The 13,243-nt window shown below is 71.5% G+C and carries 11 protein-coding genes; 3 read left to right on the top strand and 8 right to left on the bottom strand.

Translation table 11 applies throughout. The annotated features are described in order from the left end of the window. Complete coding sequence (locus tag DEJ08_RS01195) at positions 1-1,338, top strand: ABC transporter substrate-binding protein (protein WP_111054776.1); 1,338 nt, start codon at positions 1-3, stop codon at positions 1,336-1,338. 102 nt (positions 1,339-1,440) lie between these two features. On the opposite strand, the gene DEJ08_RS01200 is transcribed toward DEJ08_RS01195, so the two are convergent. Genes DEJ08_RS01200 through aztB form a run of 4 tightly spaced genes read right to left on the bottom strand, consistent with a single transcriptional unit; the run spans position 1,441 to position 5,634 of the window. Next, complete coding sequence (locus tag DEJ08_RS01200) at positions 1,441-2,619, bottom strand: hypothetical protein (protein ID WP_111054828.1); 1,179 nt, start codon at positions 2,617-2,619, stop codon at positions 1,441-1,443. 26 nt (positions 2,620-2,645) lie between these two features. After that, positions 2,646-3,548, bottom strand: a complete 903-nt coding sequence (locus DEJ08_RS01205; RefSeq protein ID WP_502866906.1) for a metal ABC transporter solute-binding protein, Zn/Mn family — start codon at positions 3,546-3,548, stop codon at positions 2,646-2,648. Beyond that, a complete protein-coding gene (locus DEJ08_RS01210; RefSeq protein WP_111054777.1) occupies positions 3,545-4,744 on the bottom strand; it encodes a YncE family protein in 1,200 nt (399 codons plus the stop codon). Before DEJ08_RS01210 ends, DEJ08_RS01205 begins: the two co-directional genes overlap by 4 nt. After that, positions 4,741-5,634, bottom strand: coding sequence for a zinc ABC transporter permease AztB (gene aztB, locus DEJ08_RS01215; protein ID WP_111054778.1), 894 nt, complete (start codon positions 5,632-5,634; stop codon positions 4,741-4,743). Before aztB ends, DEJ08_RS01210 begins: the two co-directional genes overlap by 4 nt. Before the next feature lie 50 nt (positions 5,635-5,684). On the opposite strand from aztB, the gene DEJ08_RS01220 reads away from it, so the two are divergent. Then, positions 5,685-6,329 carry an ATP-binding cassette domain-containing protein gene (locus DEJ08_RS01220; protein WP_258367116.1) on the top strand — a complete coding sequence of 215 codons (645 nt, stop codon included), beginning with the start codon at positions 5,685-5,687 and terminating at the stop codon, positions 6,327-6,329. A gap of 111 nt (positions 6,330-6,440) precedes the next feature. Here the strand turns inward: DEJ08_RS01220 and DEJ08_RS01225 are convergent, their stop codons facing one another. Genes DEJ08_RS01225 through DEJ08_RS01240 form a run of 4 tightly spaced genes read right to left on the bottom strand, consistent with a single transcriptional unit; the run spans position 6,441 to position 11,194 of the window. Then, positions 6,441-7,673, bottom strand: a complete 1,233-nt coding sequence (locus tag DEJ08_RS01225; RefSeq protein WP_111054779.1) for an MFS transporter — start codon at positions 7,671-7,673, stop codon at positions 6,441-6,443. Between the two features lie 53 nt (positions 7,674-7,726). Then, positions 7,727-8,464 (bottom strand): copper homeostasis protein CutC, encoded by a 738-nt coding sequence (locus tag DEJ08_RS01230; protein ID WP_071245156.1) that lies wholly within the window; start codon positions 8,462-8,464, stop codon positions 7,727-7,729. Then, on the bottom strand, positions 8,461-10,017 hold the full coding sequence (locus tag DEJ08_RS01235) for a M81 family metallopeptidase (protein ID WP_111054780.1): 1,557 nt from the start codon (positions 10,015-10,017) through the stop codon (positions 8,461-8,463). The genes DEJ08_RS01230 and DEJ08_RS01235 overlap by 4 nt, the downstream gene beginning before the upstream one ends. Beyond that, positions 10,010-11,194, bottom strand: a complete 1,185-nt coding sequence (locus DEJ08_RS01240) for an ROK family protein (protein ID WP_111054781.1) — start codon at positions 11,192-11,194, stop codon at positions 10,010-10,012. Before DEJ08_RS01240 ends, DEJ08_RS01235 begins: the two co-directional genes overlap by 8 nt. Before the next feature lie 227 nt (positions 11,195-11,421). Here DEJ08_RS01240 and DEJ08_RS01245 point away from each other — a divergent pair, with 227 nt between their 5' ends. After that, entirely contained in the window at positions 11,422-13,215 is a 1,794-nt protein-coding gene (locus tag DEJ08_RS01245; RefSeq protein ID WP_111039708.1) for a peptide ABC transporter substrate-binding protein, read from the top strand. Positions 13,216-13,243: the final 28 nt, after the last annotated feature.

Here is a 13,243-nt window from a genome sequence, read left to right on the forward strand (position 1 = left end):
ATGAAGACAACGAAGTTCCTCAGCGTCGCCGCGATCGCCGTGGCCGCCACCGTGGCCCTCGCCGGCTGCAGCACCGGTGGCAGCAGCAGCGGCGGTGGATCCGACACCGCCGCCGCCAGCTGCAAGCCCTCGGACGGCAAGGTCACCCTCGACTTCACGACCTGGGTGCCGAACATGGACAAGGTCGTCGCGATCTGGAACAAGGCCAACCCGGACATCCAGGTCAAGGTCTCGATCGTCGCGAACGGCAACAGCGGCACCTACCAGAACTTCTTCAACCAGCTGAAGGCCAAGCAGGCGCCGGACATCGGCCAGGTCGAGTACGACACCCTGCCGGCGTTCCGCGTGCAGGGCGGCCTCGAGGACATCGGCGCGTGCGCCGGCATCAGCGACGCGAAGAAGGACTTCTCCGACGGCCTGTGGAACCAGGTCACCTTCGGCGAAGGGAAGTCGGTCTACGCCGTGCCGCAGGACTCCGGTCCGATGGCGCTGTACTACCGCAAGGACCTGTTCGAGAAGGCCGGCCTCGACGCCCCGAAGACGTGGGAGGAGTACGCCGAGGACGCCGTCAAGATCAAGAAGCTCGGCGGCAACATCACCAACTTCGCCAAGGGTGACGTCAACCAGTTCGCCGGGCTCGTCTCGCAGGCCGGCGGCCAGTGGTTCGAGAACTCCGGCCAGGACTGGAAGGTCAACCTGGACGACGCCGCGTCGAAGAAGGTCGCCGACTACTGGCAGGACCTGATCGACAAGAAGCTCGTCAACACCCTGCCGAGCTTCACCGACCAATGGAACAACGCCTACGACAGCGGCAAGGACTGGACCTGGGTCTCCGCGGTCTGGGGTGCGAACACCATCTCGAGCGGTGCGCCGTCGACCTCGGGCAAGTGGGCCGTCGCTCCGATGCCGCAGTGGAAGTCCGGCGAGACCAAGTCGGCCGCCTGGGGCGGTTCGTCGAACGTCGTCTTCGCGGGCAGCAAGCACCCGGCCGAGGCGTCGAAGTTCCTGGTCTGGCTGAACACCTCGACCGAGGCGCTCTCCGCACTGAACAAGGAGGCCAACCTGTACCCGGCCTCGACCACCGGCGCCGACCTGCCGGCCCTGACCGAGGGGCTCGACTTCTACGGTGGCCAGAAGATCTACGAGGAGTTCGCCACCGCGGCGAAGGACATCCAGCCCTTCACCTGGGGTCCGACGATGACGCAGACCTACTCGGACGTCTCCGACGGCTTCGGGCAGGCGGCGTCCGGCTCGGGCACCCTGAGCGAGGCGCTCGAGTCCGGGCAGTCCAAGACCATCGCGGCGCTCAAGGCGCAGTCGATCCCGGTCAAGGGCTGACGGACGGCGGCTGACGTCGCGCGGTCCACGCGTTGACGACGGACAGGAGGCCCGTGGCGGGATCGCCACGGGCCTCCTGTCCGTCTCGGGTCGTTTCCAGCCCTACGCGACCGCGATCTCGTTGGGCACGCCCGGCAGCTCGTCGCTCGAGGCGATGACCTTGCCGGTGGTCAGGTCGACGGCGTGGATCTTCTGCTCGGCGGGGTCGGTGACGTAGGCGATGTCACCCTCGACCTTCAGGGCCGGGTGGGCGTCCTGCCACTCGGTCGGGCCCTCCCACGCGTCGATCACCGGGTACGACTCCAGCTGCTCGCCGGTGGTCTCGTCGAAGGTGTGCAGGGCACCGTCGTCGCCGAGCACGACGGCCTCGTCACCGGGGCCGCGGGCGAGGTCGCGGAACGTGAAGCCGACGCCGTCGGGCATGTCCGCGACCGTGTACTTCCCCGAAGCCGCGTCGATCAGGGCGATCTGGTCGAGCAGGTACCCCTCGCTGTCGGGGTCGTCGTTGTAGTCGCCGACGGCGACGGACGAGTCATCGGTGGTGAACAGGTTGCCGGTGCGGCCGTACTCGGTCGGGGCGTCGATCTTCTCGAACGCGCCGTCCTGGTAGACCAGGGCGCCGTCGGTGCAGCCGAACACCGCGACCTCACCCTTGACCGCACCCTCGCCGTGCACGTCGGGGCACTCCTCGGACCGGGTGATCTCCGTGCCGTCGGCGTCCAGGGCGCGCACGCCGGAGCGGCTCTCCTCGGTGCCGATGGTCGTCAGGAGCGTGCCGTCCTCGAGCTCGATCGCGACGCCGTGGTGGGCGGCCTCGGACTTCGTCGTCTCGACCTCGGGCAGGTCGGCTCCGTCGAGCTCGGTGTGGTCGAACGTCGTCACGTCGCCGGTGCCGTCGGCGAACAGGGCGGTGCGGTCGCCGTGGACGACCGCGTGGCCACCGGTGTCGGCGGGGAAGACCGCGTCGGTCAGGGCCGGCTCGGCCTGGGTGTCGAGGACCCGGAAGCCCTCGGGCACGGTGACGAGCACGTGGCGTCCGTCGCCGGCGGGGTTGACCCGGGTGAAGCCGTCGATCGCGTCGTCGGCCACCACCTGCAGGTCCTGGTCGAGGACGAGCAGGCCGCCGTCGTAGGTGAGGGTGATGCGGGTCCCGTCGGCCTTCGGGGTCGCAGCGGTGTCGGACCCGGCGTCGGTGTTCGTGGCGCACCCGGTCAGGGCCAGGGCGGCCGCGCCGAGCAGGGCGGCGGGCCACGCGGCCCGGAGCGTCTTCGTGTTCGTCATGTCGCTCACTGTATTGATTCTCATTCTCAATTACCAGTCGACAGGCCGTCGACGATGGCCTCGGTGTTCGAGCGCATCATGCCGAGGTAGGTGGAGGCGTCGCCGTCCTCCGTGAGGGACTCCGTCGCCAGCGGTCGGATCTCGACGTGCAGGTCGACCTCTTCCGCGAGTACCTCGGCCAGTCGCGCGGGCTGCGAGGCGTCGGCGAAGATCGTCCGGACCCCCGCCTCGTCGATGGCGTCGGCCAGGTCGCGCAGGTCGGCGGCGCTCGGAGAGGCCAGGGTGGTCCCGCTCGGGATCACCGCCCCGACGACCCGGAACCCGTAGTGGTCGGCCAGGTACCCGAACACGTGGTGGTTCGTGACGAGCGCCCGGCGTTCCTCGGGCACGGTCCGGAACGCGGTCGTCATCGTGTCGTCCAGGTCGCGGAGCTCGTCCAGGTAGGCATCGGTGCCGGTCGGCTCGATGCCGGCGTCGCGCAGGTCCTGGTCGAGGGCCTCGACCACGTCGACCATCCGGGCGGGGTCGGTCCAGAAGTGCGGGTCGGGGCCGCTGTCGTCCTCGGTGGTCCACTCCAGCGGATCGAACGCGTCCCCGGCGGTGGAGACCGGCACGCCGTCCGCGGCCGCCGCCGCGACGTGACGGGCGACCCCTTCTTCGAGCCCGAGCCCGTTCTCGACCACCAGGTCGGCGCTCCGCAGTCGTGCGGCTTCCTGCGCGGAGACCTCGAACGAGTGGGGGTCGGCGCCCGGGGGCATGAGGACCATGACGTCGGCCTGGTCCCCGACGACTTCGCTGACGACGTCGCCGAGGATGTTCGTCGTCACCGCGACGAGGGGTCGGTCGGAGCCGGCGGTGGTGCAACCCGTGGCGACGAGGGCGACGATCGCGGCGACGAGACCCGCGGTCAGGGCCCTGGTGCCGGTCACAGTCCGACCTCGGCGAAGGCGACGGGGGCGACGGGGAGTTCGATCGTGCGGGCGACCCGGGCGCCGTCGGCGTAGTCGATCTCGTGCACGGTGCCGTCCGCGGGGCCGGCCACGTAGGCGCGCTGGGCGTCGAGCTGCAGCATCGGCGCGGGGTCGTCTGCGCCGATGTCGATGAGCGCCGTCGTCGTGGACACCTTCCCCGTCGAGGCGGTCACGACGACCACCCGCCCGGAGTCGTCGACCCCGACGACGTGCTCGTCCTCGTCGTCCACCGCGACCACGGCGCGCAGGGGCCGTTCGGTCGGCACGAGCCGCCAGGAGCGCTCGCGCACGTCGAGCAGCCAGAACCCGGTGGTGCCGGCCAGTCCGGCGACGGTGGGCCGTCCGGCGCGGGCGGCGAAGGCGGTCGGACGCTCGGCGCCGTCGGGCAGGTCGACGAACGAGGTCTCGCCGGCGTCGTCCACCACGACCGCTCCGTCGGCGCAGCCCACGACGGCACCGGCGCGGGTGACGATCCCGCCGGCGGGGTCGGTGCAGGTCTGCGCGGTGTCGGCGGCGTCGGTCGCCTCGCCGTCCGCGTCGAGCACGCGGACCGTGTCGCCGTCGGCCGCCACGAGCTGCTCGCCCATCGGCAGCAGGACGCTCGCGTCGATCCGGGCGGTCTCGTCGACCTTGCCCTGGCCCAGTGCCTCGCGGTCGAGCACGACGGCCTCGGCGCGGTCCGGCCAGGTGATCGTCGTCATGGTCTCGGACGAGTGCACCTCGACCCGGCCACCGCCGTCGATCGTGCCGACGACCCGGGGCTCGGCTGCGTAGTAGTGCGTGTGGTCGCCGTGGTCGACGGTCCAGGACCCGCCGTCGACGATCGTCGTGCGGTCGGCATCGCTCGTCACGAGGAACCGGCCGTCGGTCGCCGAGTGCTCCGGTGCGTTCACGTCGTCGAGTTCGGTGGTCTCCTCGGTGAGCAGGTCGTGCAGCGCGGTCGCGCCGGTCGCCGACACGGCCAGGAGGCGCACCTGGGGTTCCTGGGACTCGCTCGCGCCCGCCACGTAACCGTGGGGACGGGCGGTGCCGGTCGAGCTGTCGGCCGACGGGGCGCCCGGGGAACAGGCGGTGACGGTGAGGGCCAGGCCGGTGGCGAGGCCGATGGTGGACAGGAGGCGCGCGGGGGCGCGGCTGGTGGTCGAGTGCTTCATGCTCCCTCTCGAGACGGTGCGGCGGATCGTGGTGCCGCCGGCGCGGCCGCGCGCGCCGGTGTCGGGATCGGGGTGCGCCGCAGGACGACGGCGGCCAGGGCGCGTGAGACCACGACGCTGGCGACGGCGACCGCGGCGATGCTCGCGCCGGCGGCGGTGCCGGCGTGCCAGGACACGAGCAGCCCGACGAGCACGGCGGCCGCACCGATGCCGGCGCCGAGGAGCATCGTCGAGGCCACGTGCCGGGTCCAGGCGCGGGCGGCGGCCGCCGGCGCGAGCAGCAGGCCCACGACGAGCAGGGTGCCCACGGCCCGGTACGAGGCGACGACCGCCAGGGTGACGAGCCCGATGAGCACGACCTCGGCCAGTCGTGGGTGCAGGCCGAGCGTCGTGGCCTTGCGGGTGTCGAACGCCAGTGCGGTGAAGGGCCGGTGGAACGCCACGGCGACGGCCAGGGCCACGGCTGCGGCGATCGCGAGGCCGCCGACGTCGGCCCGGGTGACGGCGAGGACGTCGCCGAACAGGATCGCGGTGACGTCGGTGGCGAACGACCGCGAGGACGACACGATGATCACGCCGAGTGCGAGCATCCCGACGAAGAGCAGGCCGATCGATGTGTCGTACGACAGTCGTGCACGACGACGCAGTGCCCCGACGCCGAGCACCATCACGCCCGCGCTCACCGCGGCACCGAGCACCGGCGGGATCCCGGTGAGGGTGGCGATCGCGACGCCGGGCAGCATGCCGTGCGAGAGCGCCTCGCCCAGGAACGCCATGCCCCGGACCAGCACCCACGTTCCGACCACGGCGCAGAGGATCGCCGCCAGGGAGCCGCCGACCAGGGCGCGCAGCATGAAGTCGACGGAGAACGGATCGGTCAGCCAGGTCACGGTCCGAGACGCTACATGAAAACGAGTATCGATACTGATAGCGTGCTCAGGTGCCTGCGACCGAGCCGACCGCCCTCGCCGATCCCCGATCCGCCGTCCACCTGGACCGGGTGACGGCCGTCCTCGGCGACCGGACCGTCCTCGACATGCTCGACGTGACGTTCCCCGCCGGGGTCGTCACCGCGCTCACCGGACCGAACGGATCCGGCAAGTCGACGCTGCTCGACGTGGTCGCGGACGTCGTGCGACCGACCGCCGGGCGGGTGACGGGCCTCCCGTCCGACGGCGTCGCCTACGTGACCCAGTCCGTACCGCCGACCACGCTCCCGCTCACCGTCCGCGCGGCCGTCACGATGGGGCGGTGGCGGCACCGCGCGTGGTGGCGGCCGCTCGGACGCGCTGACCGGGCTGTCGTCGACGCGCAGCTCGAGCGGATGGCGATCACGGAGCTCGCCGATCGGCCGATCGAGGAGCTCTCGGGCGGGCAGCGGCAGCGCACGCTCGTCGCGCTCGGGCTGGCGCAGCGTGCCGGGGTGCTGCTGGTCGACGAACCGACCGCGGGGGTCGATGCGGAGTCCGCGGCGCTCGTGGTGGCGGCGCTCGCCGACGAGGCCGCGGCCGGCGTCGTGGTGGTGCACGCGGCCCACGACCCGGTGGCGATCGCCGCAGCCGACCGCATCGTCACCCTGACCTGACCTTGCGTCCGTCGTGCCGATTCCGCTGAACACCGGTGTTCACCGATCGAACCGCGGTCTGCGCGTGTTCAGCGCGCGAACACCGGTGTCTTGCGGGCCCCGGAGCGGCGGTCAGGGGCAGGCGACGGCCACCGGGCCGGTCGGCGTCGGGTCGGCCGCGACCGGCTCGACCGCCGGCACGGCGCTCGACTTCCGCAGCCCCATCGCGACGAGCACCACGGCACCGACGATCGCGACCCCGCCCGCCAGCCAGAAGTCGGCAGCCAGACCGAACGACGACACCGCGGCCCCACCGAGCACCGAACCGGCGGCGATCGCGAGCTGGATCGTCGTGACGAACAGCGCGAGCCCGGTCTCGGACCCGGCCGACGACGCCGTCGACATCCACGTCTGCATCCCGAGCGGCAGCGCACCCCACACCAGGCCCCACACGACGAGCAGCACGAAGACCCCCGCGACGGAGTGAGCGAGCAGCGGGAGCAGGACGACGGCCGCCGCGAGCACGAACTTCGACGCCCCGATGGTGGCGAGGACACTGCGGTCGAGCGTGAAGCCGGCGGCGAAGTTCCCGACGATGCCCGCGACGCCGAACACCAGCAGCGCGATCGTTACGGTGTCCGGGCCGACGCCGACGAGCTGCTGCAGGTACGGCGCGATGTAGGTGTACGCGGCGAACTGGGCCGCGAAGACGAAGGCTGCGGCGATGAGCCCGACCCGGGCGCGGGGCACGCGGAGCAGCGACCCGAGCGTGGCGAACCGCACCCGCTGCTGCGCGGGGATCCTCGGCAGCATCGCCAGCTGCAGGACGAGCGCGACGACACCGAGCGCCCCACCGATCACGAAGCCGAGGCGCCAGCTGGCGAGCGACGACACCAGGGCGCCGAGCGGCAGGCTCACGACGGTCGCGACGGAGACGCCGGCCGTGATGAGCGAGGTCGCGCGGATGGTCAGCTCGGGCCGGACGAGTCGCCCGGCGATCCCGGCGCCGATGGCCCAGAAGCCCCCGATGCCGACCCCGAGCAGCATCCGTGCGATGAGCAGCACCCAGAACGAGGGCGCGATCGCGGCGAGGCCGTCGGCGACGACGAGCAGCACGGTCAGGGACACGAGCACCACCCGGCGGTCGAGTCGCGAGGTCAGGACGGTGACGACCGGTGCCGCGACGGCGCCGACGAGTCCGGTGGCGACGACCATCAGGCCGGCGGTGCCGATGCCGACGTCCAGGTCGTCGGCGATGGCGGGGAGCAGTCCGATGGGCAGGAACTCGGACAGGACGAGCACGAACGACCCGAGTGCGACGGACGTGACGCTGAGCCACCCGCGGCGCGCTGCTGACGATGTCATGGGGGCGTCAAGCAGGTTCCGACGGCCGCCATTCCCGTGTGACGGCGAGCGGGTCAGGCGTCGAGCGCGCGCCGCGCGGCCGCGACGACCTCGGCGTCGGTGACGAAGTGCGCCGAGCCGTCGTCCCCGGCGCCCATCGGCACCCCGGCGTGCGTGCTGTCCGCGGCCGGACGCTTGGCCGACAGGTGCACGGCGGCGGCACCGGTGGCGAGCAGTGCGCGGACGTCGGCGGGGGTGACCCCGGCGCCGGCCATCACCTGCACGGGCCCGGCGGCCTCGACCATGCGGGCGATCGTCTCGGCGCCGGCGACCGCGGTGGGGGCGGCGCCCGAGGTCAGGACGCGGGTGAACCCGAGCGCGGCGAGCGACCCGGCGGCGGCGACGGGGTCGGTCGCGTGGTCGATCGCGCGGTGCAGGGTGACCTCGGCGGTGGCGCTGACCGACCGGGCGGCGTCCACGAAGCGGCGGAGGGCGTCCTCGTCCAGGGTCCGGTCGGGTCGCAGGGCACCGACCACGACACCGGCGGCCCCGGAGCGCAGGACCGTGCGGACCTCGCGCACCATGAGCTCGACCTCGTCGGGGGAGTGCACGAACCCGCCCGGACGGCAGCGGACCAGCGCGTGCGCCGGGATCCCGGTCTCGTGGGTCGTCTCGACCAGGGCCTGGGACGGGGTGAGCCCGCCGAGCTCGAGCCCGACGCAGAGTTCGACGCGGTCGGCGCCGCCGTCCCGCGCGGTGATCGCACCCGCCGGAGAGGTCACGGCGATCTCGAGTGCGGCGGTGGTGCTCATGCAGGGGCTCCGAGCGGTTCGTTGGAGGCGGGGACGATGCGGGCGCGGAGGTCCGGTGCCGTCGGGAACACTCGATCGTAGGGGAACATCGGCCGCTCGATCCTGTGGTGCCCGAGGCGCAGCAGGTCCTGGTCGACACCGCCCGGGGTGAGCGCGAGCATCCAGTCGGCGGACATGTCGAACAGCTCCGGTTCGAGGTACCCGATCTTCACGATGACGACGTCCGCCTGCCGCGGCGCCAGGTCGAGGTCGGTGAAGTCGTGCTCGTGGTGGTACGGCTTCCGCAGCTTCGTCAGGATCGCGAAGACGCTGCCGACCTGCAGCACGACCTCGGTCTCGGCGTCTCGGTCGCCGTGCTTGATCGCGTGCACCCGCCCGGTCATCGTGATCGGGCCCGCGTGCACGTGGTCCACCGACGCACCGGCGGTCACGGTGATCGTCGCACCGACGCCGGCGTCCACCGCCGCGGCGACCGCGGCCGGTCCGGGCACGCTCGCGTAGATGACGGTCGGGCCGGACGGGTCCTGGAACTCCGGGCGGGCGAGCACCTGCGTCAGCCCCCAGGTCATGTCCCCGGAGCCGCCCGCCGTGGGGTTGTCGCCCGAGTCCGAGACGAAGTACGGCTTCGCGGCGCCCGGGGCGAGCGCGGCGTCGAGGCACTCCTCGAACGTGCCGGTGGGGGCGACGAACACGAAGTCCTCGCGGACGTCCCAGAACGCCGCCGCGAGCCGTTCGGCACCGGCGGCGACGGCTGCCTCGTCCCACCCGGTGACGACGGTGACGGCCTGGTCGCGGGGCTGGTCGGCCCACGCGTACCCGACCCAGATCGCGGCGTCGAGCACGCCCTCGGTCTGCTCGACGAGCGGGACCTGCGCGTACAGGGACTTCGCCGGCTCGAGACGGGTCGAGGTCTGCTCGCCGGGCAGCAGGACGGGGATCGGGATCCAGGCCTTCACGGGTCGCTGCGCACCGACGGGTCGTTCGGTGAGCACGTCGACGAGGTTCCGGACGGCACGCTCCTTCGTCTCGAGGGTGTCCTCGTGCGGGGCCATCCGGTAGCAGGTGACGAGGTCGACCTGGTGGGCGAGCTCGCGCGTGACGTTGCCGTGCAGGTCCATCGACGCGGAGACGATGACGTCGGGGCCGACGACCGCGCGGATGCGGCCGAGCAGGTCCGTCTCGGCGTCGTCGAGCCCCTCGACCACCATCGCGCCGTGGATGTCGTACCAGAGCCCGTCGACCGGACCCATCGCACGCAGCCGCTCGACGATCTCGTCGGCCAGGGCTTCGTACGACGCCCGGTCGACGATCCCGCCGGGTAGCGCGTGCCCGATGAGCGCCCCGCGGAAGTCCGCCCGGTCGGCCATGGTCGCCAGGAACGGGTACCGGGCGACGGCCTCGTCGCCGCGGTCCGGGTGGAACGCGGGGGCGTGGGTCCGGGTCGGCGTGAACGTCGACGTCTCGATGGCGAGCCCGGCGATGGCGATGACCGGGCGACGGGCACCAGCGGTGCTGGCGGGGACGGCGGGGGTGACGGGACCGGTCTCAGACACGGACGCTCCTGTTCCTGGTGGTGGACTGGGGAATGGGCGCGGAGAGCTCCTCGAGCGAGGCGGCGAGGCCCCGCTGCAGGGCGAACTGCCCGGCGCCGACGAGCCCGGCATCGGCACCGAGCGACACCGGCTCGATGGCCAGGTGCTGGGTCATCAGCGGGTGGCAGCTCTCGTAGAGCTGGCTGCGCACGGCGGCGATGAACGGGTCGAGGGTCGACAGGATGCCGCCCAGGTAGACGGCGTCCGGGTTGAAGAAGTTCACGTTGGCGGCGAGCACCTCGCCCAGGTACTTGCCCGCCATCCGCACGGCACGGGTGGCCTCGGGGTGTGCGTCCGAGGCGAGCCGGACGACGTCGGCGGTCGAGGCGACGTCGACCCCCGCGTTCGACAGGATCCGGACCAGGGCGGCCCCGGACGCCACCGTCTCCAGGCATCCGGTGTTGCCACACGAGCACGGGGTGTCCCCGGCGGCGTCGATCCGCACGTGCGTGATGTCCCCGGCCGCGCCGGTCGACCCCCGGTAGAGCCGACCGTCGATGACGATGCCCGCGCCGATCGCCGAGCCGGCCTTGATCGTGATGGTCTGGCGTCGAGCGGGATCCTGGACGGTCTGCTCACCCGCCGCCATGCAGTTCGCGTCGTTGTCGACGATCGCCGGCAGGCCGAACCGGTCGCTCAGCCACGCGGCCACGGGGAACCCGTTCCACCCCGGCATCCGGCTCGGCAGGTCCACGACCCCGGCGACGACGTCGACCGGCCCGGGCAGGCTGAGCCCGACGCCCCGCAGCCCTTCGCGACCACGGTCGTCGGCGAGCCGCTCGAGCAGCGCGGCCAGGCGCTGGAGCCCGGCGGTCGGACCGTCGGAGAGCGCGAACGGGACGTTCGCGACCGACTCGATCGCGCCTCCAGGCAGGACCACGCCGATGCGCGCGTGCCCGCCGCCGACGTCCGCGGCGACCGCGTACTCGTCGATGCCGCCGATGCGGAGCACCTTGCGGGGGCGCCCGCCGGTCGAGACGTCCGTGCCTTCCTCGGCGAGGATCCCGTGCTCCAGGAGCTGGCCGACGACGTGCGAGACGGTCGACGGGGCGGCTCCGAGCACCTTCGCGATCTCGGTCCGGCTGGCGGCCTGCCCCGAGGCGACGAGCTCGAGGACGCGGGCGCTGAGATCGGCCACGACTTTCTCCAATCCGGGCGTAACGGGAACGGAACACCGGTCGGTGGTCCGTTCTGCCGCGAGCCTACGGGGCGGATCGAGCGGTCCACCCTTTCGTCCGTTCCGCAGTAACGCAGTTTTTACATCGAGATGTTTGTTTTTCCAATCGCTTTGGTCCTTGACTGTCCTCGTGCCGCTCGGCACCCGTGCTCCACCTCCCCGAAGTCCCTCGCACAAGGAGACACCGCATGTCCAAGCCCCGTCGCTGGGCGCTCCTCACCGGAGCTGCGATCGCCGTGAGCGCGCTGCTCGCCGGCTGTTCCGGAGGCGGCAACGCCTCGCAGGGATCGACCGACGAGATCGACTACGCGCTCCCCGCCAACTTCACGCCGAACTGGATCCTGCCGATCGGCACCGCCGCGCACCTCAACACGAACAACGGCTCCATCGCCCAGTCGCTGTACGAGCCGCTCGTCGCGTACGACGGCTCCACCGGCAAGATCGCGTGGAACAAGGCCGGCTCCGTCGCCACCGACGCGAAGTTCGCCGACGACGGCAAGAGCGTCACCATGACGCTCGGCGACCGGCACTGGTCGGACGGCGAGGCGATCACGAGCCGCGACGTCGGGTTCTGGTTCAACCTGATCAAGGCGAACAAGGACCAGTGGGGCTCGTACTCCAAGGGCAAGGCGCCGGACAACTGGACGTCGTTCAAGGCCGTCGACGACACGCACTTCACCATCACGTTCGACAAGGCCTACAACTCGGACTGGATGCTCGCCAACCAGCTGAGCCACATCATCCCGCTGCCCCAGCACGCCTGGGACAAGACCAGCGCGACCGCGAAGGTGACCGACGCCGACGAGACCACCGCCGGCGCGAAGCAGGTGTGGAAGTACCTCAACACCGCCGCCGGCAAGATCTCCGACTACGCCACCGACGACCTGTGGAAGACCATCTCCGGTCCCTACGGCGTCAAGACCTTCACCACGGCCGGCAAGGTCACGCTGACAGCCAACAAGAAGTACGACGGTGGCGAGAAGCCGTCGATCACCACGGTGAACCTGCTCCCCTTCACCACGGCCGACGCCGAGGTGAACGCCGTCCGCTCGGGCGAGGTCGACTACGGGTACATCAACGCCACCGACATGGACCAGAAGGCGTCCTTCACCGGGAAGGGCTACGAGGTCGAGCCGTGGACCGGCTGGGCCATCACGTACATGCCGTACAACTTCAACAACCCCACGATGGGCGCCGTCTTCAAGCAGCTGTACGCCCGTCAGGCCGTCCAGATGTCGATCGACCAGACGTCGCTGTCGAAGGTCGTCTTCAACGGCACCGCCACCTCGACCTACGGTCCGATCCCGCAGGCACAGGAGTCCGACTACGTCTCCGACGTGCAGAAGTCGAACCCGTACCCGTTCAGCACCTCGAAGGCCAAGGACCTGCTGACCAGCCACGGTTGGGAGGAGCAGGGCGGCACGATGGTCTGCACCGACCCGGGCACGTCCGCCAGCCAGTGCGGCGAGGGGGTCAAGGAGGGCACGAAGTTCTCGATGCAGGTCCTGTCGCAGTCCGGCTCGACCGTGACCGACAACATGATGAGCGCGATCCAGTCCTCGCTCGCGAAGACCGGCATCGACTTCACCATCAAGACCGCGCCGGTGTCGAGCGTGCTGTCGCAGACCCCGACCTGCACCTCGGACGAGGCCAGCTGCGACTGGGACCTGTCGTTCTTCGGCACCGCGGGCAGCTGGTACTTCCCGGCCTACCCGACCGGTGAGTCGCTGTTCCAGACCGGCGGTTCGGCGAACTTCGGCAGCTACTCGAACAAGGAGGTCGACTCCCTGATCGACGCGACCACCACCTCGACCGACGCCACCGCCGTGCAGGACTACAGCGCCGCGGTCGCGAAGGACCTGCCGGTGATCTGGCTGCCGAGCCCCGACTACCAGATCTCGGTCGTCAAGAAGGGCCTGTCCGGCTTCGACCAGGACTCGCTCGCCAACTTCCACCCGGCCCAGTGGAAGTGGACCAAGTAGGAAACCGACCCTGGAGGCGCGGTGCGCG

Origin of the sequence: Curtobacterium sp. MCLR17_054 (assembly GCF_003234335.2) — a bacterium.
Classification (GTDB): Bacteria; Actinomycetota; Actinomycetes; order Actinomycetales; family Microbacteriaceae; genus Curtobacterium; species Curtobacterium flaccumfaciens.